Origin of the sequence: Cytobacillus firmus (genome assembly GCF_023612095.1) — a bacterium.
Classification (GTDB): Bacteria; Bacillota; Bacilli; order Bacillales; family Cytobacillaceae; genus Cytobacillus.
In genome coordinates this window covers 841,535-865,738 of record NZ_CP086235.1, presented here as the reverse complement: position 1 = coordinate 865,738, position 24,204 = coordinate 841,535, and the positions used below count along the sequence as shown (strand labels likewise).

The following is a 24,204-nucleotide window of genomic DNA, read 5'->3' as shown; positions in this document are numbered from 1 at the left end:
TTATTTCCGTGCAGCAACATAATAGTGAACCTATACTTTAAGGAGGAAACATCATGAGTGGCATTCAGCGTATTGCACTGGTTCTTACAATTATTGGAGCTATTAACTGGGGTTTAATCGGATTTTTCCAATTTGATCTTGTGGCAGCTATTTTTGGCGGCCAGGATTCAGCCCTTTCAAGAATCATATATGGCCTGGTGGGCATCGCAGGCCTAATCAACCTTGGCCTTCTCTTCAAACCGAATGAAGAATTGGAAAGAGAACCTGAAACCAGGCCAACCCGCTAATATATGCAAAAAATCCTTGCACATTGTGTGCAAGGATTTTTTATTTAAAATTATAATTAGCTTAATACTTTATTGATTCTTTCAATTGCCCAATCAAGCTCTTCTTCCGAAATGACTAAAGGCGGAGCAAATCGGATAACCGTGTCATGCGTTTCTTTGCAGAGCAATCCCTGTTCTTTTAGCTCTTCGCAATATTTTCGTGCCGGCTCATTCAGCTCAACACCTATAAATAATCCGCGTCCGCGCACTTGTTTAATGACAGGATTGTTAATTTCTTTTAATTTACCCATGAAATATTCACCCAGCTTAAGTGAGCGCTCTGCAAGCTTCTCTTCAACCAATACGTCCATGGAAGCAACTGAAACCGCACAAGCCATTGGGTTTCCTCCAAATGTTGAACCATGTGATCCTGGATTAAATACCCCAAGAACATCTTTATTCGCAACCACACATGAAATCGGGAATACTCCTCCTCCAAGTGCTTTCCCTAAAATGTACATGTCAGGATCTACATCTTCCCATTCGCATGCAAACATTTTTCCGGAACGTGCAAGACCAGCCTGAATTTCATCTGCAATGAATAATACATTGTTCTCCTTACAAGTTTCATATGCCTTTTTCAGAAAGCCTTCAGGAGGGATCACGATTCCAGCTTCACCTTGAATCGGCTCAATTAAGAAAGCAGCCGTATTCTCAGTGATTGCTCCTTTAAGTGCGTCAAGGTCTCCGTACGGGATCAGCTTAATGCCTGGAAGCATTGGTCCGAATCCGCGCTTATATTCTTCTTCTGAAGAAAGGGAAACCGCTGTCATTGTACGGCCATGGAAGTTTCCGACACAAGCAATGATCTCCGCCTGGTTATCTTCAATCCCTTTTACGTCATAAGCCCAGCGGCGTGCAGCTTTGATTGCTGTTTCGACTGCTTCAGCCCCTGTGTTCATAGGGAGTGCCATCTCTTTTTTTGTCAGTTCACAAATCATTTCATACCATGGGCCAAGCTGATCGTTATGGAAAGCACGTGAAGTTAATGTTACACGATCTGCCTGGTCCTTCAGCGCCTGAATGATTTTTGGATGGCGGTGCCCCTGGTTTACAGCCGAATAAGCACTAAGCATATCCATATATTTATTGCCTTCAGGATCTTCCACCCAAACACCTTCCGCTTTGGAAATAACGATTGGCAGCGGATGATAGTTGTGTGCACCGTATTTTTCAGTTTGTTCAATTAGTGATTTTGATTTTGTCGCTTCAGTCAATTAAAATTCCTCCTTTTTCAGAATAGTCCTTTTTATTGTAACGTTAAGCTATTCTTCTTTAAACTATTTAAGGTTTTAGCATGTACAGGATATTCAATATCCCATACATGCTTTACAGATTTTAATACATTTCAGAAGTAGTCTTCGCCTGCATGTGCAGAAGAATGTAGTCAGGTCCGCCCGCTTTGGAGTCGGTTCCGGACATGTTGAATCCTCCGAATGGCTGGTATCCAACGATCGCACCTGTACAGCCGCGGTTGAAGTATAGGTTTCCGACATGGAAATCTTCACGCGCTTTTTGGATGTGCTCACGGTTCTGTGTGATCACAGCTCCTGTTAAGCCGTACTCCGTGTTGTTGGCAATTTCAAGCGCATGGTCGAAATCTTTTGCCTTTGTGAAGCCAACGACCGGCCCGAAGATTTCTTCCTGCATTAAGCGTGCATCCGGTGCAAGGTCAGCGAATACAGTCGGTTTGATGAAGAAGCCTTTTGAATTGTCCCCTTCTCCGCCTGTCATCAGCTTGCCTTCTTCTTTGCCGATTTCAATGTAGCTCATGATCTTGTCAAATGCGCCCTGGTCGATAACAGGACCCATATAGTTGCTTTGATCTTCAGGGTTGCCCTGTGTTAACTCATTAGTTAACTCGACCACACGGTTCAGAACCTGATCGTATACATCTTCTACGATTACTGCTCGTGAACATGCTGAACACTTTTGTCCGGAGAAGCCAAATGCAGAAGCCACGATGGAAGTCGCCGCCAATTCAAGGTCTGCTTCTTTGTCGACAACGATCGTATCCTTGCCTCCCATTTCCGCGATCACGCGCTTCAGCCAGATTTGGCCATCGTTTAATTTAGAAGCGCGCTCATTGATGCGAAGACCCACGTCGCGTGATCCTGTGAATGAGATGAAGCGGGTATCTTTATGATCAACCAGATAGTCGCCCACCTCTGCCCCACTGCCAGGCACGAAGTTCAGAACGCCCTTTGGAAGTCCTGCTTCTTCCATTACTTCAACAAATTTTGCAGCCACAACCGGTGTTGTAGAAGCTGGTTTTAATAGAACAGTGTTTCCTGCCACGATCGCAGCAACAGTTGTGCCGGCCATGATTGCAAGCGGGAAGTTCCAAGGAGAGATGATGATGCCCACTCCCAATGGAATGTAGTCATAACGGTTATATTCGTTCGGACGGCTGTTAACAGGAACACCGTCTTTGATTTCTAAGATTTGGCGTGCATAGTACTCAAGGAAGTCAATCGCTTCCGCAGTATCAGCATCTGCCTCGTTCCAAGGCTTTCCTGCTTCCTTCGTTAAAAGGGCAGAGAACTCAGCTTTTCGGCGGCGGATAATTGCAGCAGCTTTGAATAAAACATCTGCGCGTGTTTCCGGCTTTACTTTTCTCCATGTTTTGAATGCTTCCACAGCAGCCTGCATCGCTTTTTCCGCAAGCTCGCGGTTTGCTTTTGAAACACGGCCCACTACTTCTTCTTTATTAGAAGGATTGATTGATACAATTTTATCTTCAGTAGAGATTCTTTCTCCGCCTATTAATAAGTCATAGTCTTGTCCTAAATAGCTTTCGACTGTTTTTAAACCCTGTAAGTATGCTTCGCGGTTTTCTTCTGCTTTAAAGTTTGTGAAAGGTTCATGTTTGTACGGCTGTACCATGATGTCGTCCCCCTTTAGTCTATTCGATATTCATCCGCTCTTATATAATGCAAGAACTGTGCCAAAAATAAATAAGCTGAAAAATAACTATTTAACAAGACGAAAGCAAATTAATTTTGCCCTTTTTCTGTTACTGGTGCAAATTATCATTGCACACATTTGATTTAATATATACTATTGAATAAATTGCCGAATGAAGGAGATTACAATGAACCACAGGGAAATTGAACAGCTTCAATTGAATAACAAGATCTTTCAACGGATATTGGATGAAATCGATGTAGGTGTCCATGTCGTGAATGAGGAAGGAAAAACTACATTCTACAACAAGAAAATGGCCCAGATAGAAGGCATGGATTATGAAGATGTATTGGATAAAAATCTGCTGGATGTATTTACTTTCAATCAGGACGAATACAGCACCTTGCTTCAGGCGCTCAAGAATGGCAGCAAAATTAAAAATGCCAAACAAACCTACTTTAACAATAAAGGGCAGGAAATCACTACAATCAATAATACTTTTCCGATTATGGAAGATGGTGAACAGATTGGCGCCATGGAGATTGCCCGTGATGTAACCAAGCTTGAAAAGCTGATCAGAGAAAACATGAATAAACGCGGAGATACCCGTTATACCTTTGATAGTATTATTGGCTTAAGCGACGAAATCCATGAAGTGATTGAAGCAAGCAAAAGAGCAACCCGAACAAGTTCCTCAGTTCTGATAATCGGAGAGACCGGTACTGGAAAGGAGCTTTTTGCCCAAAGCATCCATAATGGCAGCAGCCGGTCTTCGCAGCCATTCATCTCTCAAAATTGCGCAGCTCTTCCGGACAGTCTGATAGAGGGCCTTTTATTTGGGACGAAAAAAGGGGCATTTACAGGCTCCATTGAAAGGCCTGGATTATTTGAGCAGGCAAATGGCGGGACTTTGCTTCTGGATGAGATCAACTCACTTAATCCCTCCCTTCAGGCAAAGCTTTTGAGAGTTTTACAGGAAAGAACGGTCCGCCGGGTCGGTGATACAAAAGACCGGGCAGTGGATGTCAGGATCATAGCAACCATAAATGAAGACCCGATTGATGCTATTTCAGAAGGCCGGATGCGGAAAGATTTATATTATAGACTGAGTGTTGTATCCCTCTTCATACCGCCTCTTCGGGATAGAAGAAAGGATATCCGGGAACTTGCACAGTTTTTTATAGAAAAATATAATCAGCTCTTTGGAATGAATGTAGTGGAAATCGAAGAAGAAGTAATGAACAAATTCGAGCAATACGACTGGCCGGGCAATGTACGCGAACTGGAGCATATTATCGAAGGGGCCATGAACCTTATGGATCAGGAAGAAGCCATCAGCTATGTGCATTTGCCTCTTCATTTCCGGAATAAGCCTCAATTCAAAGAACTTCAGAAGGAAACCGGCCATTTGGAGGATGTACTGGTCCAAAAAAACAAACCTGTTAAAACACTGGAACAATATATGCAGGAAGCTGAGATTTACTATTTAAAGAGAGTCCTTAAACACCATGGCAATAATATAACCCAAACAGCAAAATCCCTTGGCATGAGCCGGCAAAATCTGCAGTATCGGCTGAGGAAGTACGGATTCAGAAAAAGAAAACAGCTGATTGCTCCAAGTCTTGAAGTGGCGGTCTTACTGCCCGTTAGACTGCGATAAAAATCGTAAAGCTCCCCACCGGGAGCTTTTATTTGTATATAATATCATCCCGAAGCGTTGCTACACGAGTCAACGCTTCATCTATATCCCTCTCACTCACTCCGAAATGCGCAAGTGCATCATGCAGATGCCTCGCAATCGCATCAAAGTGTTCCGGCTGCAGATTCATGCCCTCATGTGCTTTTGCCATGGAATTGCCTGAATATTGATTAGGTCCCCCCAGAGCATAGCTAATGAACTTAGCTTGATGGCTCTTCTGCTTTACCATATCGGTATGCTCGAAAAACTGATTGACGGCCGGATCCTTCAATACCAGTTCCTCGTAAAAATAATCGACAACCTTTTCAATAGATTCTACGCCGCCCACTTTTTCGTAAAGTGTCTGCTCAGCCATATTTATCTCTCCTTTCAACAAACTATATTCTTTGCTGACTGACAGTTCCTATTCAAAAATAGTACAATCAGGAACAATTTACCTTTACCCTATTATCTTTTCAAAAAACCAAAAAGGCTCCGTGGGTACGGAGCCTGAAATTTAAGATGCTAATTGATCTTTTTCTTCTGTTTCTTTTCGTTCCTGGTCACTCATGAATGTTATTTTGTAGCCAAGCATCGCAAAGATAATAGCCAGGATCGGAACAGTGAAATTTAAAATCGCGTATGGTGCATATTCAAACGGATGAACGGCCAGTGTTGACATAATAAATACCGCACAAGTATTCCATGGAACAAAAACGGACGTGACGGTACCTCCATCTTCAAGGGCACGTGAAAGGTTTTTTGATTGCAGATTTTTATCCTTAAATGCCTGTGTGTACATCCTGCCCGGCAGCAGGATGGAAATATACTGCTCGGCAGCCGCTACATTGGTAAAGAAGGCAGATAGCACAGTAGTGGCCACTAAGCTCCTTGCTGAACGGGCCAATTTCAGGATCTGTTCAACAATGGCTTTTAGCATGCCGGTCTGCTCCATAACTCCACCAAAGGCCATTGCTACAATCGTAAGGGACACAGTATACATCATATCGTCAATGCCGCCTCTATTAAATAGCTCGTCCACCATCGTGTTTCCTGATTCAATCGAAAATCCGCCCTGGAGTGTATTCACAGCATCTCCTACAGCCCCGCCCTGTACAAAAATATGGCATAGCCAGCCAAGGAAAACACCCACCGCAAGCGCGGGCAATGCAGGCACTTTTTTTGCCACTAATCCTATAACAATTAAAGGAACCAGTAATAGCCAAGGAGATATAACGAAACTTTCTGACAAAACATTCATTACCTCGGTAATTTTTTCATTTTTTACATCATCCCCGCCAAATTGCCTTCCCAAAAACCAATAAGCAACAATGGCAATAGCCAGCGCCGGAATGGTGGTATAAAACATGTGCTTTATGTGATCAAAAAGATCTGTACCTGTAATTCCTGCAGCCAGATTAGTCGTGTCTGACAGCGGAGACATTTTATCTCCAAAATAGGCGCCTGAAATTATAGCCCCTGCCACCATTGGTGCCGGTATGCCCATGCTGATTCCGATGCCCATTCCGGCAACGCCTATCGTTCCCATAACAGACCATGAACTCCCGATTGCAAGCGCAACAATCGCACAGATGATGCAGATGGACGCCAAAAACATTGAGGGTGTCATCAGCTTCAGTCCATAAAAGACCATGGTGGCTACAATTCCTCCGCCAATCCAGGATCCAATAGTCAAGCCTACCATTATAATAATTAAAATAGCCGGAAGTGCCAGCTTAATGCCTTTATAAAAACCTTCCTCAATATCATTCCACTTATAATTAAAACGCCAGGCAATGATAGCGGAGACAATTGTTCCGGCAATTAAAGGCACATGAGGGCTTCCCTCAAATTTTACAATCGTAATAATCATAGCAGCAATCATTACCAGCAGCGGCAGCATTGCAAACCAGAAGGGTATTTTCTTTCCTGTTGCTTCTTTCATAATGTTCCTCCTCTTAAAGTTACACGTCTGTTGGTTTAACTATTGCAAGATTAATGCCAAGATATAAAATTCAAACATTTTTCAGACTATTTACCTTAAAAAAATTTAATTCCCATCCGTTTATGTATGTAAGCATGCAAAATAACTTGTCGAGCGCCCGCTCATTTTGCATAAAAAAGCAAATATTCTTTGCATCAAGGTAAAAATAAAAAACCGGGCAGCAAAACCCGGTTTTCATTATTATTACTTCTTAATAAGATCCTCGCGCTGGGACTGGTCAATCCACTCTTGAAGCTTATCTTTAAGTGTATTGAATCCCTGTGCAGATTCGTCTTCCATTTTAATTGGAGCTGCCTGGCGCTTGCGAGGCTTTCTTGCTTTCGCTTCTGCTTGTGGCGCTTCTTCTGTTGCACGGATTGATAAACCGATTTTCCCTGCTGCTTCGTCAACAGAAAGAACCTTCACTTTTACTTCATCGCCCACTTTAAGATGCTCATTAATATCTTTTACGAAACCATGAGTCACTTCGGAAATGTGGACTAATCCCTGTGTATTCTCATCTAATGCTACGAACGCACCATATGGCTGAATACCCGTTACCTTTCCTGTAATAACACTGCCTACTTCGATTTTCTCAGACATGAAAACACTCCTATTTAAATTCAAATTTTATCTCTTTATACGCAATAAAAAATTATATCACAACTTAATCAAAATATCAAAAGGAATTCAAATGGAAACTCCAGACATTTTCATACATAAGTTCATTCATTATAATAAAACAATCCGCAAACAATATGTAGACATTCTATTTGTTTGTTAACTAAATGTTCATGAAGTACAAAGAGGATCTTGCGTTTACCATGATAAAATATAGTTAGAAGAAATCGTTAACGGGAGTGATGGATATGTCAAATATAGGCCTTAACATTAAAGCTTGCCGCGAACGTGCAAACATGACCCAGCAGCAGCTCGCATTAAAGGTGAGAGTGGGGACGGGAACGATTGCAAAATATGAAAATGGAGATCAGATTCCTGATACCCAGACTGTTCTAAGAATCTCAACAGCCCTGGATATACCAGCTTCCGAACTGCTTGAACAGGAACTGCAGAAGGGCCAGTCAGGAATCGATTATGAAATCGAACAGCTTGTGCGTGAAATTGGCACAAAAAAAGCAAAGCTTATCTTGCGGAAAGCTAAGGAATTCAGTGAGGAAGATTTCCTGCGTGTCATGCAAATGCTATATGAAATTAAATATGATCAAAAAGTTTTATAAAAGGGAGTATATAAAAAGGGAATACTGGTTAGCCTTGAAGTATAAGGCTTTCTAGTATTCCCCCTTTTTGAAGTTGACAATCTGTTGTGGATTGTCCTTTTTTTATGCCTTCGGATTTTGCTTTACAAAATGGCTGATTCTCTTAATCGCTTCCTGCAGAAGTTCCATGGAAGTGGCATAAGAGCAGCGCACATGGCCTTCCCCGCTTTCGCCAAAAATATTGCCTGGCACGACAGCTACCTTTTCCTCCAGCAGCAGCTTTTCTGCAAATTCTTCAGAAGTAAGCCCGGTACTTTCAATAGATGGGAAAGCATAAAAGGCTCCACCCGGCATATGGCATGTTAACCCCAGTTCATTCAGAGACTGAACAAAATAATTCCGCCTGCGCTTATAGCTCTTTTTCATGTCCTCGACATCTGATCTGCCGGTCTTCAAGGCTTCAAGGGCAGCAAACTGTGCCATTGTAGGTGCGCACATCATTGCATACTGGTGAATTTTCAGCATTGCCTGCGAGATCTCCTCAGGAGCGCAGATAAACCCCAATCTCCAGCCTGTCATGGCAAACCCCTTTGAAAATCCCGATATTAAGATAGTTCTTTTCTTCATTTCTCCGATGGCGGCAAAACTCGTATACTCATCATCATATGCAAGCTCCGCATATATCTCATCAGAAAGAACCAGCAAATCGTACCTTTCAGCTATTTTTGCAATAGCGTTCAGTTCATCTCCACTTAACATTGTTCCAGTCGGATTATTGGGTGAACAAAGTATAATGACTTTCGTCCGGGAGGTTATTGCGTTTTCCAGCTGCTCAGGCAGAATTTTAAACCCATTCTCCTTTAAAGTCTGGACCTGGACAGGCACACCTCCTGCAAGAGTTACTAAGGGAACATAGGAAACAAAGCTTGGTTCCACCACAATTACTTCATCACCCGAATCAAGGATTGCCCTTAAGGATATATCCAATGCCTGGCTCGCTCCCACTGTAACGACAATTTCACTTTGGGGTGAATAAGATACTCCAAAGCTTTTCTGCATATAATCTGCTATTTCCTCCCGCAGCTCCATTAAGCCGGCATTAGCCGTATAAGAGGTGTACCCCTGCTCAAGGGAAAGGATGGCTGCTTCACGAACTGACCAGGGTGTGATGAAATCCGGTTCCCCCACCCCAAGGGAAATGACTCCTTCCATTCCGGCAGCAAGGTCAAAAAAGCGGCGTATCCCGGAAGGCTTTAGCTCTTCTACCGTTTTGGATAAATAAGATTTTGTTTCCTTCATTACGGTGACACCACAATTCGCTTGTCATCTTCATTTTGTTCAAAAATAGTGCCGTCATGTTTATATTTTTTTAGGATAAAGTGTGTTGTTGTCGACAAGACGGAATCGAGAGTCGACAGCTTTTCTGATACAAATCGGGCGACCTCATTCATGGAACGGCCTTCGATGATGACAGAAAGATCATAGGCGCCGGACATTAGATAGACAGATCTCACCTCTTTGAAACGGTAAATTCTCTGTGCAACTTCATCAAATCCTACCCCGCGCTTTGGAGCAACCTTCACATCAATCATAGCAGTAACTCCCTCATGGCCATCCACCTTTGACCAGTCAATAACAGAATTAAAACGCACAAGCACTTTCATTTCCTCAAGCTTATCTAAAGTGGTTTCAGTTTCCGCCACACTTAATTGAGCCATTTTCGCAATGTCTTCCACAGGGATTCGCGCACTGTTATTTTCTAAAATTTCCAAAACTTCGATTTGCTTTTCAGTTAATTTCAATACTTGTCGCTCCCATCCTTTAGTAATTTACTCTATAAAATAGTTACATTATAGCAAAAACTTCGAAAAATAAATGTGTCACTTTCATTATTTATTAATTTCTTTAAAATCATATGTGTCAAGATTAAGATTAAGGGGAAAATACTGTGAAACTGAGTCTAGGAGGGGGAAGGCCCATGGAACAAGCGACATTTTCAGGAACAGAGCCCATTAATGGAACAGATGTTTATTATGAATACTATAAACATGAGTCCTCCAGGAATACCCTGGTTCTGCTGCACGGTTTTCTGTCATCCACCTTTAGCTTTCGCAGGCTGATTCCTTTGCTGCAAACGGAATTCAATGTGGTATCGATGGATTTGCCGCCCTTCGGCAAAAGCGGGAAATCCCAGCAATTCGTCTACTCCTATAAAAACCTGGCGGATACGGTTATCCGCTTATCAGAAAAACTGGGCTTTGAAAAAGTCACATTAATAGGGCATTCCATGGGAGGACAGATTGTTTTAAATGTTGCACATTCCAAGCCTGATCTGGTTGACCAGGCCGTACTGCTGTGCAGTTCCGGATATATGAAACGAATGAAGCCTCATATTATCTTTTCAAGCTACATACCATTCTTTCATTTGTATGTGAAATTATATCTTCAGCGCTCAGGGGTAAAACAGAATTTAAAAAATGTTGTCTACGATCATTCCATGATTGATGATGAAATGCTCTATGGCTATTTGTCGCCCTTTTTAGAAGACGATATTTTCCGGGCCTTAACCAGAATGATCCGCGATAGGGAAGGCGATATGCCTGCCGCTGCATTGAAGAAAATAGAAACACCGTGCCTTCTAATATGGGGAGAACATGACAGGGTCGTTCCGCTTCATGTCGGGAAAAGGCTGAATAAAGATTTAAAAAATTCCAAACTGGTGGTATTAAAAGATACCGGACATCTCGTGCCGGAAGAGCGGCCGGAAGATGTTCTTAAGCACATCCGGAGTTTTGTAAATCCCGTTCAAGTGTGCAGATGAAAATGGCAGCCCCCGGGACGGAGAGCTGCCTTTTTTCACTTTACATAGCGCAGGAGCCATTATTCTTAATTTCAAGAAGACGCCCGGAGATTTCTATACAATTTCCCAATGGAATGACTTCCTCAAAGGAAAATTCATATATGGATTGAATCTTCCTGGCTAATTTCATCTGATCATCCAGATCATGGACTGCCTGGACAGAATCCGCAATTTCAGTGTCATAGTTGCCTGGCCCCACTCCAAACGGATTCCACTGATCCAGTGTATAAACAAGCAAAAGATTCGTTTGCTGAATTTCCATTTCTATCACCTGATTATTATTCGGCTGAATGAAGCCGCAATATTTTAATTTTTAGCATCAATATCATATCATAGAGTCAGGATAAATAAAATGAAACTTCAATCAGTGGGGGGTTGCCTTATCCCCCACTGATTGTTAGTTGAACCAATCGGGCCTTTACGGGCAGTTTGCCCCCCACTTATCCTCCTTTGAGTTCTCTGAGTCTTGAAGTGGGGGGTCTTACTGCCCGTTAGACTGCGATAAAAGAAATCTAAAGGCGGTGACAGAGTTGGATCGTTTTAATTTCCATCAAAAAATCAGCAGGGAAAATACAGCTTCTGTTAAGTGGGATCGGACCAGGGAGGTTTTCGGCAGATCCGATGTATTGCCGATGTGGGTAGCGGACATGGATTTTCAGCCACCCGAAGAAGTGAAAAAAGCCATAGAGGACAGAATAGCTCATGGAGTCTACGGATATACATTTGCTCCTGATTCAACCGCAGATTCTATCGGACAGTGGCTTTACAGGCGGCATGGCTGGAAAATCAATAATGAGTGGATTTTATACAGCACCGGAGTGGTTCCCTCCATCGCAACAGCGATCCAGGCTTTTACGGAAAAAGAGGAGAAAGTAATGCTCCAGTCTCCCGTATATACTCCTTTCTTTGAAATGATTAAACAGAATGGCCGCAAAGTCGTTAATTCTCAGCTGAAGCTCGAGAACGGCCGGTACGAAATTGATTTTGCCGATTTTGAAGACAAATTGAAAGAGGGAGTGAAACTATTCCTCCTATGTAATCCGCACAATCCGGGCGGCCGCATGTGGACAGCAGAGGAACTTAGGAAAATAGGGGAGCTCTGTGTAAAATATAATTGCCTTATTCTTTCCGATGAGATCCATTCTGATTTAATTTATAAAGGCCATAAGCATTATCCCATTGCTTCAATGGATCCACAATATGCAGACATTACGGTCACCTGCATAGCTCCGACAAAAACCTGGAACCTTGCAGGGATTCAAGCTTCAGCTGCCATTATCAGCAATGAGAAGCTGCGAAAGGCATTCCAGGCAGAACAGCACAAGCAAGGATTCTTTACGCTGTCGGCCTTCGGCATCGTTGGCATGGAGGCAGCTTACCGCCATGGCGAAGAATGGCTCGATGGTCTGATGGATTATCTCGCTGAAAATAAACGGACAGCAGCTGAGTTTATTGGTGAGCACCTTCCCGGTATTCGCCTGATGGAGCCGGATGGCACCTATCTCTTATGGCTGGATTGCCGCGGATTGGGATTAAGTGATGCCGAACTGCGCCAAAGGCTTTTGGAAAAAGGAAAACTCGCATTGGAGCCTGGCCCGAAATACGGCCAGGGCGGTGAAGGCTTCGTCCGGATGAACATTGCCTGCCCGCATGAAGTATTGGCGGAAGGGCTGGAGAGGCTGAAGCGGGCTTTTGAGTGATAGTTTGTGGAGGCACGGCTGGAAGGCCGTGCTTTTTGTGCGTTGCGCGGAGATTGCGTTGGCCGGTCTGATTAAGTACCTTTTTCGCAGGTCGTCGCATTTCCAACCCACAAGTTAAATCCCCTCGCGCTTCAAGCAAGGGGATTTACAGTACATATTCAGCAAGCACACTCTGCACTTCGTAGATGTTCAAGTTTTTATTAAAATGTTTTTCAATTGGTTCGTCTGATCCTGAGATCCAAATTTTTAATTCGGCCTCCAGATCGAAGCTGCCTGCGGTTTCAATGCTAAAATGGGTGATGTTTTTATAAGGGATGCTGTGGTACTCGATTTTTTTCCCTGTGATTCCCTGCTTATCCACCAGGATCAGGCGCTTGTTTGTAAAAATGAATAAATCACGGACCAGCCTGTAGGCTTTTTCAACCTGTTCACTTGGAGCAAGGACGGCTGAAAATTCGTCCTGAACCTCTTTAATATCTGCTTCTGATGCATTGCCGATAAAACCATCGAAAATTCCCATTTAACCAACCTCCATTATAAGGTTTAACTCCATTATACGGATCGTCCGGAAAAATTCCCAGTGATAAAGGCTTTCCCTTCCCGGAAAGCCTTCAATTATTTATTCTTCTGTTGACTGATCATCCTGTGCTTTTTTCTGCCCTTCTTCTTTTTTATCTTTTGAAATACGGCCGCAGGCAATGCGTTCTCCGGAATCTCCTGCCGGCTGGGTCATGCCATCATCCGGCCCTTCATGAATGACAATGGAGGTCCCTTCCTTTGTCAGCAGTGAAGTTTTGGCTTCTTTTAACGTGACCTGAGGCGCCATAAAATCAATCTTAACTTTGCCGTCATCCTCGACAATCAGGTTGGGAAGGTCACCAGCATGGGATCCTTTTGGGTGAAGCAGACCATGCTCCTTATTATCAGGATTGAAATGATTCCCGGCGGATTTGAAATCAGGGGGTTCGCATTTTGCTTCTTCATGGATATGGATGCCAAGCTCCCCCGGCGGCAGTCCGCTCAGATCTCCAGTCAATTTTACTCCGCTAGCCTGTTCCTGCACCTTAATGATGCCTAATGAATCGCCTGCAGCATTATACATTTCAACTTCGGTATTTGTAATGTTCTCTTCCCCGCAGCCGGACAGAAAAAGAACAAAACCCAGCATCAAAGCTTTTCTCATGATTGAATCCTCCATCAAGGCAATTTGCCTTTAGTGTTGCCCAATCACATTCTCAATAAACAAAAAAAGCGAGAGCAGTGCAGGATAGTTATCCAAGTTAACAAAAAAGGAGAACAGCCGCTCAGCTGTTCCCCTCTTGTCTATTTTGCCTCTCAATGCGCTCTTCAAGCTCTTTCGCCTTGGCTGCTTCGCGCCTTGATGCACGGATAATTAATCTCATGGTAAGAATGGCCCCAATTAAGAAGATGGCAAACGTTAAAGCTGCCGGGCCGTATTCTGATTTATCTTCAGGAAAATACAAAAACAGTGACAGTACATACCATTGCAGCAATCTAATCCATCCTTTCTGCTAAAAAGCAGTGTCCATTAAATTATTATATCAGCAATGGCTGCACAGTCCAATGAACTTATTTCAATACCTCGATCTTTTCAATGACCACATCTTCTGCGGGCTTGTCCTGTTCGGCTGTTTCGACCGCTGCAATGCTGTCGACTACATCCATTCCCTCAACAACCTGTCCAAAAACAGTGTGCTTATTGTCAAGCCAAGGTGTACCGCCTTTTTCATAGGCTTTAATGATTTCTTCCGGATAGCCGGCCTTTTCCATTTCTGCTTTCAGGTTTGGATCAAGTGTCGTGTTCTGAACAATAAAGAATTGGCTTCCGTTTGTGTTGGGACCGGAATTCGCCATGGATAAAGCTCCGCGAATATTATAGAGCTCGTTGGAGAATTCATCCTCAAATGCTTCACCGTAAATGCTTTCTCCTCCCCTGCCGGTTCCATCAGGATCGCCGCCCTGAATCATAAAGTCCTGAATGACACGGTGAAAAATTAAGCCGTCGTAGTAGCCGTCTTCACTGTGCTTAATGAAATTTTCAACAGCTTTCGGGGCCTGGTCCGGGAAAAGTTTAATTTTAATATTCCCTTCTGATGTCTGCATTTCCACCAGTCTTTCATTTCCCTGTACTTCTTCAGTCAGCTGCGGAAAATTGTCCGGAGCTTCGCTTGCCTCATTATTTGCCTGTTTTTCTTCAGTTTCAGAGCCATTTGCATTGTCCGCTTCTTTATCAGTGCTTGTCCCGCATGCTGACAGGATAAACATCAGAATTAGAATGGGAGTTAACATACGCCATTTCATTAATTTCCATCCTCCTATAAAAAACTAATCATTTTTTAGCTTACCTGATTTATTGAAAATTTGCACTTTGTTTTTTCAGGCTTCATAATAGGGCTAAAGAAAATGAAAAAGGAGAGGTTAGGTTGGCAGAAGTAAAGATAGGCGAAAAAGTAACAGCCATCTATAAAACAGGCAAGTATATCGGGGAAGTGACAGATATCCGGCCTCAAGCTTACTTGGTCAGAGTGCTTGGGGTCCTAAAGCATCCCATGCAGGGCGATTTACATAATCCGAAAGAAGCGGACGTGATGCTTTTTCATGAACGCCGCGCGCTTGCATACAGAGAGCAGACCAATGTGCCTAAGCAAATGGTAAAGCCTTTTGCAGAAGAAATACCAGATTATAAGGATTCGCTTCAAATAGCACTGGATAGAATGAGAACGGAGCTGGAAGGAGATTCTTCTCCTTGGGCTGAGCAAAGCATAAGAAACCTCGACTCATTGGAGGAGGATTATTTTAAGTAAAATATAAACAAGCCAAATCGCTTTGATGGATTTGGCTTGTCAGGCAAATTTGTTAAACAGCTTCGAGAAGTCCACCCGGTCGCCAATTGTTGTCGGCTCCGGCTTTTGCAGATACTTTTTATCCTTTTCTACCAATCTGAAAATATTGTAAGTCGTCAAGGCATCATCCAGAGCCCGGTGATGTTTTCCGGTTCCTTCCTTGCCGTATTCCTGAACTGCTTTCCATAATCCTGTCTGGTTTTGGTCCCCAAAGAATCGCTTATACTCCATCGAAAGGTCCACTTCCCTGCCCCTGAATGGAAAATCCACTCCAGCCTGAATGCAATTATTTCTAAGCACCTTCATATCCATATTTCCCCACGTAACAATTGTGCAGGAACGATTTCTGTTCATATCCTTCATTTTCCTGACCAATTCAAGAAAATCGATTCCCTGATCCACTTGTTCCTGTGATATATGCAGAAAGGATTTGCACCGCTCGGACAATATCGGAAACCGGACAGGAGTTACATATGAAGAGAACTCTTCACAAACCTGATTGCTGATAACTGATACAATGCCAGCTTCGATAATTTCCGGAAAAAAACCTCTGAAAGCACTGCCTTTATCAGGCATGGTAAACTCAAAATCAATAAATAGGTATTGATGTTCCTCCCCCATGTTTTCACCTGCTTTCCTCAAAATTTAACGGACTTAATTTATTATATTATAGCATGAAATATTTCAATTTTCTGAGTAAATTGCTTTATGCAGGAAATTTACCATCGCTCTCCTTATCTAGCTATCTTTTAACGGACTAACCACCCGCCAATCTGTATATTTCCATTTTTCCCGGCATAAACATAAACCATATTCTAGTTATTTAAGGGACAAATAGAGAAAAGGGGGCAGGAAATGAAAAAAGGTATATGCTGTTTTTTGTTTGCAGTCCTACTGTCAGTGGGATCCCTAATGCCTGCGAAATCTGCTGATGCTGAAAAAGAGTTCGAAGACATACTCGAAGAGCAGCTTCGGAGCACAGTACATTATTACAGCGATGACTCCTTTACAGTCATTGATGCATATGGAATGCAGGGACAGGTAACAAAAATCGTTACATCTGATGACCCGCAAACATCAGAAAATGAAGAGGTTATTGAGGAATATACTTCTCATATCGGCATTGTTTTTTTGGAATTGGAACAAAAACGGGATGACTTATTTATATTTAAGAAAAAAGATTTCTTTTATTATGATTTTGATAAAAAAGAATTTCTGACAGCATCCAATGTGCTTGGCAATGAATCCATCAGGGAATTTTTTGAACGGTATGTTGATGATATCGAAAAAAGCATTACCCCCTTCTCCAAGTTACTCTTCCTTTTCTTCCTTTCGTTTATTATTACGGTCCCGCTTGCCATCATGATTTTTCAAAACCGCGGCGGCCGTAAAACTTAATACAGCAGAAAGAGAGGATGTGCCAAAGCACATCCTCTCTTTCTTATGATGCTGTCTGTATTCTCACGTATTCCCTGGGCTCAAATACCTTTAGCTTTTGTTCATTTCCAGCTTCCATTTTATAATCTGCGGGTAATAATTCGACCACTTCTTCGTCTGCAGGAATATAAAATTCCCTTTTGGTTTGGTGGTCCAATATCCAGGCGCCTGCAAACAGCAGGGCAAAGATTGTAATGGCTGCTGAAATTTTATGTTTAATCATGCATAACACCACCTGCTAGTAGTGTGCATGAAAGAATGATTTTTTATACACATGTGCTTTCTTTTGATATATTTTTTCAAAAAAATATTTCCTGATGCATTCGGGTTTCTACCTATTTAATAAGAATGGATAAATCCTTTACTGATAAGGGTTGGAAGAATGCACATACTTTCTTTTTAGGTTATAATTTGTTCTGAGGTGCATGAACGGATAGTAATGATGAATATGGCACACCTGTCATGCCTGCCCAGGCTGGATAAGATGGGGGAAGATGGAAAAACTTTTATTAAGCGCTTACTAATTGCAGAAAAAGATTATACATTCTGCGGAAGAAAAATACATTATTCCTAATATCCATCCTGAAAACCGTTAGATGCCATATAGCGGCTTCATCAAGCTGCCTGATAGGATTATCTGTTGAATAACTCGCAATTAATTTAAAGGGGGTAATGTTTTGTCTTTGCTTCACCTGGCAATAATTTCACCATTTTTGCTTGCCATCCTTGTGCCTATTGCGTACAAGCTGTTCAGGCAGATACATACGGGTTGGTTTGTACTTCCTCTGCCAATCCTTTTATTCAGTTATTTTATTTCTTATTTATCCATCACCTCCGATCAGCAGTCCGTCACAAAGTCTTTTTCGTGGATACCCGCTCTGGGGATTGATTTCGCGGCAAAAGTAGATGGCCTCGGCTTGCTTTTTGCATTGCTGATTACCGGAATAGGATCATTGGTTGTTCTGTATTCCATCTATTACCTTGATAAAAATAAAGAACAACTGAACACCTTCTATGTGTACTTGCTTTTGTTTATGGGAGCAATGCTTGGGGTTGTCCTATCTGATAACCTGATTGTGCTTTATACTTTCTGGGAATTCACGAGTTTTTCTTCATTCCTGCTAATCGGGTATTGGTACCACAGAGAAAAATCAAGATATGGTGCACAGAAGTCGATGATCATTACCGTTTTCGGCGGTCTTTCTATGCTCGGAGGCATCATCCTTCTTTATTTGATGACAGGCACTTTCAGCATTTCGGAAATCATCGCTGGATCAGATGAAATATTTTCACATTCATTATTCGTTCCTGCTCTGCTTTGCTTTTTGCTTGGGGCTTTTACCAAGTCCGCGCAATTTCCATTTCACATCTGGCTGCCGGATGCCATGGAAGCTCCAACACCCGTCAGTGCATACCTGCACTCGGCAACGATGGTTAAAGCCGGCATTTATTTAGTAGCACGCATGAGTCCGGTATTTGCTGAGCATTCGCTCTGGCTCTGGCTCATTGCGGGATTTGGCATTACAACCTTATTCTTGGGTTCCTTTTCAGCTGTCAAACAGACTGACCTTAAAGCCATCCTGGCTTTCTCAACAGTCAGCCAGCTGGGGATGATTATGTCACTCCTCGGCATTGGCGCTGCAGCGCTTCACTTCGAAACAGTCGATGACAGTTATTTTACGGTTGCCACTACAGCTGCTGTTTTTCATTTGATCAACCATGCCACCTTTAAAGGAAGTCTCTTCATGGTAGCCGGAATTGTCGATCATGAAACCGGAACCCGTGATATCCGCAAGCTTGGCGGTCTGATGAACTTTATGCCGATTACCTTTACTTTGGCGATCATCGGCACATTTTCCATGGCCGGGCTTCCGCCTTTTAATGGATTCTTAAGTAAGGAAATGTTCTTTACAGGAATGGTCCGGGTACTGGAAATGGATATTTTTAATTTGGAAACATGGGGATTCCTGTTCCCGGTTCTTGCCTGGGTGGCAAGTGTATTCACATTCATTTACAGCATGATTCTTGTATTCAAAACGTTCACAGGCAAGTTCCAGCCTGAACAATTAGAAAAGAAACCACATGAAGCTCCAATCGGGATGCTGATTTCACCCATTATCCTGGCTTCACTAGTGATCATTATCGGTTTCTTCCCTAATATTATTGCAAACACGCTGATCTCCCCTGCACAGGCAGCCATCATGCCTGTTGAAGGGTATGTATATGATACTCATATTTATTTCTGGCATGGATTTACACCTGAACTCTTCATGACTTTAGGTGTTATTACATTGGGAATTCTGCTTTTTGTCACTCTGCCGAAGTGGAGAAGAGTATATGATTTCTTCCCTGAAAAATTGGCTCTGAATCGTTTCTATGACAGTGGCCTGTCAGGCATTCAGCATGTCGCACACAAATTTACTAAGTGGTACATGAATGGCTCCATCAGAAACTATTTAGTTTATATTTTTACATTCTTTATTATTACATTGCTGTCAGTCCTATTCCTAAAGGGTGCATTTAAATTTGATGCGAGTAATGTTTCTGCCATCAGATTCTCAGAAATTGTGCTTGCTCTCGTGATCGCCATTGGATCCATTACGATTATGTTTGTGAAATCAAGATTGACATCCATTATCCTTTTAGGTGCAGTCGGCTATACCGTGGCGCTACTCTTTGTTATTTTCCGTGCTCCGGATCTGGCTTTGACACAGCTTGTTATTGAAACGATTTCAGTCGCTTTATTCCTGCTGTGTTTCTACCATCTTCCACAGATTAAAGATGAAGAAAGAATGCCGTTTAAAGCAACCAATGCAGTCATCTCCATTGGGGTTGGACTGGTCGTAACACTAATTGCTTTTTCAGCTCACAGCAATAAATTATTTGATTCCATTTCACAATATTATATTGAAAACACTTATGAAAAAGCTGCCGGCAAAAACATGGTAAATGTTATTCTCGTGGATTTCCGCGGTTTTGATACGATGTTTGAAATAACGGTTCTCGCTATTGCTGCGCTAGGCATATTCGGAATGATCAAGCTTCGTCTGGGAGGAGGAAAGAAAAATGAAAACAAATGACGTCATACTGCAGACAGCCACTAAAGTTGTTTTGTTTCTCATCGTTCTTTTCTCAATATATATTTTCTTTGCCGGACACTATACACCAGGAGGCGGTTTCGTTGGCGGCCTGCTAACATCAGGGGCACTCATTTTACTCTTGCTGGCCTTCGATATGAAGACAGTTGAAAAAATTCTGCCTGTTAATTACATGTATATGATTGCAGCTGGCCTGCTATTTGCAATTGGAACAGGAGCAGGCGCGCTGCTCTTCAACGTTCCATTTCTAACCCATGCATTTACAGGTGTAGACCTCCCAATCCTGGGACACTTGTCACTTCATACCGCAGCATTGTTTGATCTCGGTGTTTTCCTCGTTGTTGTAGGTGTGACAATGATCATAATTAAAACGATAGGGGAGGATGACTAATGGAAATATTAATGTCCGTTGTTGTTGGAATTCTTTTTATGTCAGCCACCTATTTGATGCTGTCAAAGAGCCTGCTGCGCATCATTATTGGAACTGCGATATTAAGCCATGGTGCCCATTTGCTTATTTTAACAATGGGAGGCCTTAAAAGAGGTGCCGCACCGCTTCTTGGTGAAGCTGCAAGCTCCTATACAGACCCGCTCCCGCAGGCTTTAATTTTAACTGCAATTGTCATCGCATTTGGTGTAACTGCCTTTTTCCTAGTATTGGCATACCGGGCTTATCAGGAACTTGGTACAGACAATATGGACAAATTGAGAGGAAATGAAGGAAATGATTAACTTTTTGATACTGCCAATTTTAATTCCCTTAGTAACGGGAGTCCTTCTAATTTTCGCTGCCAAGCATATCATGCTGCAAAGGTGGATTGCAGGCTTTTCAGCGTTGATAACTGTGATAGTATCAGTGTCATTAGTTCAAAAGGTTAATAACGATGGGATTCAGACATTGAACTTATCTAATTGGGAAGCCCCTTTCGGAATTACACTTGTTTCCGATATGGTCTCCGCCTTGCTTGTATTAACGACCAGTATCATTGCATTGGCATGTGTAATCTATTCATTTCGCGGAATAGACGAAGATAGGGAAAAGTTCTATTTCTACGCAGCTGTGAATTTTTTGATCGTTGGCGTAAATGGAGCATTTACAACCGGTGATATTTTCAACCTTTTCGTATTTTTCGAAGTCATGCTTATGTCTTCCTATGTGCTGATCGTAATAGGGGGCACAAAAATCCAGCTGAGGGAATCCATAAAATATTTGCTCGTGAATGTCATTTCTTCAGCTTTATTTGTAATTGCTGTAGCATACTTATATTCCGTTGTCGGAACGCTCAACATGGCCCATATTTCCGTTCGGATCAGTGAGATCAGTGAACTCGGACAGCCTGGCATCATTACAGTAATTGCCGTACTATTTTTGATCGTCTTTGGCCTGAAAGGGGCCATTTTCCCTCTGTTCTTCTGGCTCCCTGGATCATATTATGCACCGCCCGCACCGGTTCTTGCACTATTCGGAGCCCTGCTCACAAAAGTGGGTGTATACTCAATAGCAAGAACATATACTTTATTCTTTTATCAGGATGGAGGCTTGACTCAACAGCTTTTAACCATTTTAGCGGTCATTAGTATCATTTTTGGTGTAATTGGAGCAATTGCTTATTGGGATATTAAGAAAATTGTCATTTACAATATCATAGTAGCTGTTGGAGTTATTCTCTTTGGCATTTCAGCTATGACCCCAGATTCACTTACTGGCGCAATGTTTTACCTGATACACGATATGAACATCAAAGCAGCACTGTTTTTACTTGTTGGTATTATGGCAGCTATAACTGGAACGAGTAATCTTAGAAAAATTAGCGGGTTAATAAAACGCTATCCCGGATTGGGCTGGACCTTTTTCCTTGCCGCACTTTCGCTATCCGGTATTCCTCCGCTGAGCGGCTTTGTCGGCAAGCTCTTAATTATTAAAGGGGGATTTGAGTCCGAGCACTACTGGGGGCAGGGATCGTCTTAATGTCCAGTCTTCTTGTCCTATTCTCCATTATGAAGATATTTATTAATGGTTTTTGGGGAACACCCCGTGATTACGAAGGAGCAGATAAAATACCTGTAAAGAGGATGATGGCTGCTCCTGTAATCCTTGTTGCTATTGCCGTCTTTTACGGAGTCGGCTCTGAATTCGTATATCCGTATATCTCTCAGGCTGCTGAAACGCTTGCAAACCCAAGCATTTATATAGACGCAGTCTTAAAGGAGTACTGATTATGGCATTTCAAATTTTATTAAATATGTTCCTTGGGTTTATGTGGATGTTCTTAACCACAACCTATGATCCGGTAGCTTTTTTGAAAGGATTTCTTTTCGGACTGCTCATTATTTTTGTCTTCAGGAGATTCTTTCAATCACGCTTTTACCTGCTGCGCGTAATCGCAGTGATCAATTTATTGCTGATTTTTATTAAAGAACTGATTCTCGCAAACATATCAGTGTTAAAAGTGGTTCTTAAGCCGAAGCTGGACATGAAGCCAGGCATTTTTGCATTCCCTACAGATTTGGAAAAAGATTGGCAGATCACCACTCTAGCTAACCTGATTACGTTAACACCGGGAACCTTAACCATTTCTGTTTCTGACGACAATAAAATATTGTACGTGCATGCAATGGATATGGGTGAAGTCCAGGACGAAATTGATTCCATAAAAAATTCATTCGAAAAAGCAATCATGGAGGTGAGCCGATAATGATCAAGACAGTTGTAATGATTGCCATTCTGTGTATATCGGTCGCCACACTGGCTTTGATTTACAGGGTGATCAAAGGCCCAACTACACCTGACAGGGTTGTAGCATTGGATGCAATCGGGATCAACCTGGTTGCCATCGTAGCACTAACCTCCATCGCACTTAATACAAATGCCTTTTTGGAGGTCATCCTTCTGCTTGGAATACTCGCTTTCATCGGGACTGTGGCCTTCTCTAAATATTTGGAGAAGGGGGTTATCATAGAACATGACAGAGATCGCTAATTTCTTTATTATCGTGTTTATACTGTTAGGGGCCTTCTTTAGCCTTGTTGCAGCTTTCGGTGTTATCAGGCTGCCTGATGTTTATACGAGAAACCATGCTGCTTCAAAGTCTGCAACACTTGGTGTTTTATGTGTCCTTTTGGGAACATTGCTCTTCTTTTATTTTAAGGATGGCTATTTTAATTCAAGAGTCGTTTTGGGGATTATTTTTATATTCCTGACTTCCCCCATTGCTGGCCATTTACTTGGACGGGCAGCATATAATTCCGGAGTCAAGCTATGGGACCAAAGCGTCAGGGATGACCTGAAGAATGTCTCAAAAGTGAAAGAAACTGCCGGTAAATAAACAGAAAACCCACGGGGGAACCTTTTCTCTCCGTGGGTTTTTTGTTTATTTATTTTCTTTTGATTACTGCCATAGTACATCTTGATGTGCACACCAGCTTGTCATTTTCATCCGTTATTTTGATGTCCCAAACCATTGTGGTTCTTCCCTGATGCAGCACTGTTGCGACAGCCGTCACGATTCCATCTTTTTTAGCACGTATATGGTTAGCGTTGATCTCAAGCCCTGCAACGGATTCCGTTTCTTTGTCGCAAAGTTCAAATGCTCCTATGCTTGCAACAGTTTCCGCAAGCGCGACAGATGCTCCTCCATGCAGGAGGCCAAACGGCTGGCGGGTGCGTTCATTAACAGGCATAGTGGCAACGACACGGCCTTTTTCAAGTGACACGATTTCCATTCCGAGTGTTTCGATTAGAGTACCTTTCAATTCCATTCCCCAATCCCCTTTCGCTATGTAAAATGTTGTCATACTATACTTCATTATATAAGAACAAACTATGGATGTCCTCCTGGACAATCACAAAAAAGAGGTGACCGTTATGGATCGTGTACGCGAAGGATTAATTCCAGCTGTTCTCGGCACCGCTGTTACTGCGGCAGGCTATGCAATGAAACAAAACCGCAGAACAAACAATATGTTATCAGATACCATCGTTGGTTTTGGGCTCGCCCATATTGTACTTGGAGCCATCGACCTGGTAGAGCATCGCAATCAGTACTAAGTTAGAAAAGCGCAAGCGCCTTGCCCACCCCGACATCGCGAGGTAGGCGCGGCTAGACATATAAAAGGCAGCATCTGGCTGCCTT

Annotated in this window: 29 protein-coding genes and 1 pseudogene; 15 read left to right on the top strand and 15 right to left on the bottom strand. The window is 42.5% G+C overall.

What is annotated here, in order from left to right; all coding sequences use genetic code 11:
• The first annotated feature begins 53 nt into the window (after positions 1-53).
• The gene (locus LLY41_RS04365) at positions 54-287 is read left to right on the top strand and encodes a DUF378 domain-containing protein (protein WP_048012022.1); all 234 of its coding nucleotides are present in this window, start codon (positions 54-56) and stop codon (positions 285-287) included.
• Positions 288-343: 56 nt separating this feature from the next.
• Here the strand turns inward: LLY41_RS04365 and LLY41_RS04360 are convergent, their stop codons facing one another.
• Both LLY41_RS04360 and pruA read right to left on the bottom strand, forming a co-directional pair.
• Entirely contained in the window at positions 344-1,543 is a 1,200-nt protein-coding gene (locus LLY41_RS04360) for an ornithine--oxo-acid transaminase (protein ID WP_304587043.1), read from the bottom strand.
• Between the two features lie 121 nt (positions 1,544-1,664).
• Positions 1,665-3,212 (bottom strand): L-glutamate gamma-semialdehyde dehydrogenase, encoded by a 1,548-nt coding sequence (gene pruA / locus LLY41_RS04355; protein WP_304587042.1) that lies wholly within the window; start codon positions 3,210-3,212, stop codon positions 1,665-1,667.
• A 208-nt stretch (positions 3,213-3,420) separates the two neighbouring features.
• Between pruA and LLY41_RS04350 the strand changes: the two genes are divergently transcribed.
• Positions 3,421-4,893: a sigma-54 interaction domain-containing protein gene (locus tag LLY41_RS04350; protein WP_304587041.1), complete on the top strand. Its 1,473-nt coding sequence runs from the start codon at positions 3,421-3,423 to the stop codon at positions 4,891-4,893.
• Positions 4,894-4,921: 28 nt separating this feature from the next.
• Here the strand turns inward: LLY41_RS04350 and LLY41_RS04345 are convergent, their stop codons facing one another.
• The 3 genes from LLY41_RS04345 to yugI form a co-directional block, all read right to left on the bottom strand.
• Positions 4,922-5,287 carry a group I truncated hemoglobin gene (locus tag LLY41_RS04345; RefSeq protein ID WP_304587040.1) on the bottom strand — a complete coding sequence of 122 codons (366 nt, stop codon included), beginning with the start codon at positions 5,285-5,287 and terminating at the stop codon, positions 4,922-4,924.
• Between the two features lie 141 nt (positions 5,288-5,428).
• Positions 5,429-6,856: a Na+/H+ antiporter NhaC gene (gene nhaC, locus LLY41_RS04340; RefSeq protein ID WP_304587039.1), complete on the bottom strand. Its 1,428-nt coding sequence runs from the start codon at positions 6,854-6,856 to the stop codon at positions 5,429-5,431.
• A gap of 243 nt (positions 6,857-7,099) precedes the next feature.
• A complete protein-coding gene (yugI, locus tag LLY41_RS04335) occupies positions 7,100-7,498 on the bottom strand; it encodes a S1 domain-containing post-transcriptional regulator GSP13 (RefSeq protein ID WP_035332058.1) in 399 nt (132 codons plus the stop codon).
• 266 nt (positions 7,499-7,764) lie between these two features.
• On the opposite strand from yugI, the gene LLY41_RS04330 reads away from it, so the two are divergent.
• On the top strand, positions 7,765-8,133 hold the full coding sequence (locus LLY41_RS04330) for a helix-turn-helix domain-containing protein (RefSeq protein WP_095243648.1): 369 nt from the start codon (positions 7,765-7,767) through the stop codon (positions 8,131-8,133).
• 102 nt (positions 8,134-8,235) lie between these two features.
• Here LLY41_RS04330 and LLY41_RS04325 read toward each other — a convergent pair whose 3' ends face one another.
• Complete coding sequence (locus LLY41_RS04325; RefSeq protein ID WP_304587038.1) at positions 8,236-9,411, bottom strand: aminotransferase; 1,176 nt, start codon at positions 9,409-9,411, stop codon at positions 8,236-8,238.
• On the bottom strand, positions 9,411-9,914 hold the full coding sequence (locus tag LLY41_RS04320) for an Lrp/AsnC family transcriptional regulator (RefSeq protein ID WP_095243646.1): 504 nt from the start codon (positions 9,912-9,914) through the stop codon (positions 9,411-9,413). The genes LLY41_RS04325 and LLY41_RS04320 overlap by 1 nt, the downstream gene beginning before the upstream one ends.
• 176 nt (positions 9,915-10,090) lie before the next feature.
• On the opposite strand from LLY41_RS04320, the gene LLY41_RS04315 reads away from it, so the two are divergent.
• Positions 10,091-10,933, top strand: a complete 843-nt coding sequence (locus LLY41_RS04315; protein ID WP_095243645.1) for an alpha/beta hydrolase — start codon at positions 10,091-10,093, stop codon at positions 10,931-10,933.
• 40 nt (positions 10,934-10,973) lie between these two features.
• On the opposite strand, the gene LLY41_RS04310 is transcribed toward LLY41_RS04315, so the two are convergent.
• Entirely contained in the window at positions 10,974-11,234 is a 261-nt protein-coding gene (locus LLY41_RS04310; protein ID WP_304587037.1) for a DUF1871 family protein, read from the bottom strand.
• Positions 11,235-11,502: 268 nt separating this feature from the next.
• On the opposite strand from LLY41_RS04310, the gene LLY41_RS04305 reads away from it, so the two are divergent.
• Positions 11,503-12,672, top strand: a complete 1,170-nt coding sequence (locus LLY41_RS04305) for a MalY/PatB family protein (RefSeq protein WP_095243643.1) — start codon at positions 11,503-11,505, stop codon at positions 12,670-12,672.
• 145 nt (positions 12,673-12,817) lie between these two features.
• Here LLY41_RS04305 and LLY41_RS04300 read toward each other — a convergent pair whose 3' ends face one another.
• The 4 genes from LLY41_RS04300 to LLY41_RS04285 all read right to left on the bottom strand — a co-directional run bounded on the left by LLY41_RS04300 (position 12,818) and on the right by LLY41_RS04285 (position 14,994).
• Positions 12,818-13,192 carry a PH domain-containing protein gene (locus tag LLY41_RS04300; RefSeq protein WP_035332043.1) on the bottom strand — a complete coding sequence of 125 codons (375 nt, stop codon included), beginning with the start codon at positions 13,190-13,192 and terminating at the stop codon, positions 12,818-12,820.
• Positions 13,193-13,291: 99 nt separating this feature from the next.
• Complete coding sequence (locus LLY41_RS04295) at positions 13,292-13,855, bottom strand: superoxide dismutase family protein (RefSeq protein ID WP_095243642.1); 564 nt, start codon at positions 13,853-13,855, stop codon at positions 13,292-13,294.
• Positions 13,856-13,976: 121 nt separating this feature from the next.
• The gene (locus tag LLY41_RS04290; protein ID WP_095243641.1) at positions 13,977-14,186 is read right to left on the bottom strand and encodes a hypothetical protein; all 210 of its coding nucleotides are present in this window, start codon (positions 14,184-14,186) and stop codon (positions 13,977-13,979) included.
• Between the two features lie 76 nt (positions 14,187-14,262).
• A complete protein-coding gene (locus tag LLY41_RS04285; protein ID WP_304587036.1) occupies positions 14,263-14,994 on the bottom strand; it encodes a peptidylprolyl isomerase in 732 nt (243 codons plus the stop codon).
• Between the two features lie 122 nt (positions 14,995-15,116).
• On the opposite strand from LLY41_RS04285, the gene LLY41_RS04280 reads away from it, so the two are divergent.
• A complete protein-coding gene (locus LLY41_RS04280; RefSeq protein WP_304587035.1) occupies positions 15,117-15,497 on the top strand; it encodes a kinase-associated lipoprotein KapB in 381 nt (126 codons plus the stop codon).
• A gap of 39 nt (positions 15,498-15,536) precedes the next feature.
• Here the strand turns inward: LLY41_RS04280 and kapD are convergent, their stop codons facing one another.
• Positions 15,537-16,157 carry a 3'-5' exonuclease KapD gene (kapD, locus tag LLY41_RS04275; protein ID WP_095243638.1) on the bottom strand — a complete coding sequence of 207 codons (621 nt, stop codon included), beginning with the start codon at positions 16,155-16,157 and terminating at the stop codon, positions 15,537-15,539.
• A 234-nt stretch (positions 16,158-16,391) separates the two neighbouring features.
• On the opposite strand from kapD, the gene LLY41_RS04270 reads away from it, so the two are divergent.
• Positions 16,392-16,934: a hypothetical protein gene (locus LLY41_RS04270; protein WP_304587034.1), complete on the top strand. Its 543-nt coding sequence runs from the start codon at positions 16,392-16,394 to the stop codon at positions 16,932-16,934.
• Between the two features lie 43 nt (positions 16,935-16,977).
• On the opposite strand, the gene LLY41_RS04265 is transcribed toward LLY41_RS04270, so the two are convergent.
• Positions 16,978-17,196, bottom strand: coding sequence for a hypothetical protein (locus tag LLY41_RS04265; RefSeq protein WP_304587033.1), 219 nt, complete (start codon positions 17,194-17,196; stop codon positions 16,978-16,980).
• 454 nt (positions 17,197-17,650) lie between these two features.
• Here LLY41_RS04265 and LLY41_RS04260 point away from each other — a divergent pair, with 454 nt between their 5' ends.
• From LLY41_RS04260 to mnhG, 7 genes and pseudogenes are all read left to right on the top strand, one after another.
• A complete protein-coding gene (locus LLY41_RS04260; RefSeq protein WP_304587032.1) occupies positions 17,651-20,053 on the top strand; it encodes a Na+/H+ antiporter subunit A in 2,403 nt (800 codons plus the stop codon).
• Complete coding sequence (locus LLY41_RS04255) at positions 20,040-20,462, top strand: Na(+)/H(+) antiporter subunit B (protein ID WP_095243634.1); 423 nt, start codon at positions 20,040-20,042, stop codon at positions 20,460-20,462. Before LLY41_RS04260 ends, LLY41_RS04255 begins: the two co-directional genes overlap by 14 nt.
• Positions 20,462-20,803 (top strand): Na(+)/H(+) antiporter subunit C, encoded by a 342-nt coding sequence (locus tag LLY41_RS04250; RefSeq protein WP_095243633.1) that lies wholly within the window; start codon positions 20,462-20,464, stop codon positions 20,801-20,803. Before LLY41_RS04255 ends, LLY41_RS04250 begins: the two co-directional genes overlap by 1 nt.
• Positions 20,796-22,288 (top strand): annotated as a pseudogene (locus LLY41_RS04245) (Na+/H+ antiporter subunit D). Before LLY41_RS04250 ends, LLY41_RS04245 begins: the two are co-directional and overlap by 8 nt.
• A 2-nt stretch (positions 22,289-22,290) precedes the next feature.
• Positions 22,291-22,767, top strand: a complete 477-nt coding sequence (locus LLY41_RS04240) for a Na+/H+ antiporter subunit E (RefSeq protein ID WP_095243631.1) — start codon at positions 22,291-22,293, stop codon at positions 22,765-22,767.
• On the top strand, positions 22,767-23,051 hold the full coding sequence (locus LLY41_RS04235; RefSeq protein ID WP_095243630.1) for a Na(+)/H(+) antiporter subunit F1: 285 nt from the start codon (positions 22,767-22,769) through the stop codon (positions 23,049-23,051). Before LLY41_RS04240 ends, LLY41_RS04235 begins: the two co-directional genes overlap by 1 nt.
• Entirely contained in the window at positions 23,035-23,397 is a 363-nt protein-coding gene (gene mnhG, locus LLY41_RS04230; RefSeq protein ID WP_095243629.1) for a monovalent cation/H(+) antiporter subunit G, read from the top strand. Before LLY41_RS04235 ends, mnhG begins: the two co-directional genes overlap by 17 nt.
• A 49-nt stretch (positions 23,398-23,446) precedes the next feature.
• Here the strand turns inward: mnhG and LLY41_RS04225 are convergent, their stop codons facing one another.
• Positions 23,447-23,830 (bottom strand): hotdog fold thioesterase, encoded by a 384-nt coding sequence (locus LLY41_RS04225; protein WP_095243628.1) that lies wholly within the window; start codon positions 23,828-23,830, stop codon positions 23,447-23,449.
• Between the two features lie 106 nt (positions 23,831-23,936).
• Here LLY41_RS04225 and LLY41_RS04220 point away from each other — a divergent pair, with 106 nt between their 5' ends.
• The gene (locus LLY41_RS04220) at positions 23,937-24,119 is read left to right on the top strand and encodes a hypothetical protein (RefSeq protein WP_048012007.1); all 183 of its coding nucleotides are present in this window, start codon (positions 23,937-23,939) and stop codon (positions 24,117-24,119) included.
• The last annotated feature ends 85 nt before the right edge of the window (positions 24,120-24,204 follow it).

What these genes read in the sequence shown, in the direction of transcription:
- LLY41_RS04330 (WP_095243648.1), top strand. Translation starts at nt 7,765, where the DNA reads ATGTCAAATATAGGCCTTAACATTAAAGCTTGCCGCGAACGTGCAAAC.
- LLY41_RS04265 (WP_304587033.1), bottom strand. Translation starts at nt 17,196, where the DNA reads ATGATTAAACATAAAATTTCAGCAGCCATTACAATCTTTGCCCTGCTG.
- LLY41_RS04295 (WP_095243642.1), bottom strand. Translation starts at nt 13,855, where the DNA reads ATGAGAAAAGCTTTGATGCTGGGTTTTGTTCTTTTTCTGTCCGGCTGC.
- LLY41_RS04315 (WP_095243645.1), top strand. Translation starts at nt 10,091, where the DNA reads ATGGAACAAGCGACATTTTCAGGAACAGAGCCCATTAATGGAACAGAT.
- LLY41_RS04255 (WP_095243634.1), top strand. Translation starts at nt 20,040, where the DNA reads ATGAAAACAAATGACGTCATACTGCAGACAGCCACTAAAGTTGTTTTG.
- LLY41_RS04220 (WP_048012007.1), top strand. Translation starts at nt 23,937, where the DNA reads ATGGATCGTGTACGCGAAGGATTAATTCCAGCTGTTCTCGGCACCGCT.
- pruA (WP_304587042.1), bottom strand. Translation starts at nt 3,212, where the DNA reads ATGGTACAGCCGTACAAACATGAACCTTTCACAAACTTTAAAGCAGAA.
- LLY41_RS04270 (WP_304587034.1), top strand. Translation starts at nt 16,392, where the DNA reads ATGAAAAAAGGTATATGCTGTTTTTTGTTTGCAGTCCTACTGTCAGTG.
- LLY41_RS04325 (WP_304587038.1), bottom strand. Translation starts at nt 9,411, where the DNA reads ATGAAGGAAACAAAATCTTATTTATCCAAAACGGTAGAAGAGCTAAAG.
- LLY41_RS04240 (WP_095243631.1), top strand. Translation starts at nt 22,291, where the DNA reads ATGGCATTTCAAATTTTATTAAATATGTTCCTTGGGTTTATGTGGATG.
- LLY41_RS04225 (WP_095243628.1), bottom strand. Translation starts at nt 23,830, where the DNA reads ATGGAATTGAAAGGTACTCTAATCGAAACACTCGGAATGGAAATCGTG.
- yugI (WP_035332058.1), bottom strand. Translation starts at nt 7,498, where the DNA reads ATGTCTGAGAAAATCGAAGTAGGCAGTGTTATTACAGGAAAGGTAACG.
- kapD (WP_095243638.1), bottom strand. Translation starts at nt 16,157, where the DNA reads ATGGGGGAGGAACATCAATACCTATTTATTGATTTTGAGTTTACCATG.
- LLY41_RS04350 (WP_304587041.1), top strand. Translation starts at nt 3,421, where the DNA reads ATGAACCACAGGGAAATTGAACAGCTTCAATTGAATAACAAGATCTTT.
- LLY41_RS04365 (WP_048012022.1), top strand. Translation starts at nt 54, where the DNA reads ATGAGTGGCATTCAGCGTATTGCACTGGTTCTTACAATTATTGGAGCT.
- mnhG (WP_095243629.1), top strand. Translation starts at nt 23,035, where the DNA reads ATGACAGAGATCGCTAATTTCTTTATTATCGTGTTTATACTGTTAGGG.
- LLY41_RS04310 (WP_304587037.1), bottom strand. Translation starts at nt 11,234, where the DNA reads ATGGAAATTCAGCAAACGAATCTTTTGCTTGTTTATACACTGGATCAG.
- LLY41_RS04285 (WP_304587036.1), bottom strand. Translation starts at nt 14,994, where the DNA reads ATGAAATGGCGTATGTTAACTCCCATTCTAATTCTGATGTTTATCCTG.
- LLY41_RS04300 (WP_035332043.1), bottom strand. Translation starts at nt 13,192, where the DNA reads ATGGGAATTTTCGATGGTTTTATCGGCAATGCATCAGAAGCAGATATT.
- nhaC (WP_304587039.1), bottom strand. Translation starts at nt 6,856, where the DNA reads ATGAAAGAAGCAACAGGAAAGAAAATACCCTTCTGGTTTGCAATGCTG.
- LLY41_RS04250 (WP_095243633.1), top strand. Translation starts at nt 20,462, where the DNA reads ATGGAAATATTAATGTCCGTTGTTGTTGGAATTCTTTTTATGTCAGCC.
- LLY41_RS04235 (WP_095243630.1), top strand. Translation starts at nt 22,767, where the DNA reads ATGATCAAGACAGTTGTAATGATTGCCATTCTGTGTATATCGGTCGCC.
- LLY41_RS04345 (WP_304587040.1), bottom strand. Translation starts at nt 5,287, where the DNA reads ATGGCTGAGCAGACACTTTACGAAAAAGTGGGCGGCGTAGAATCTATT.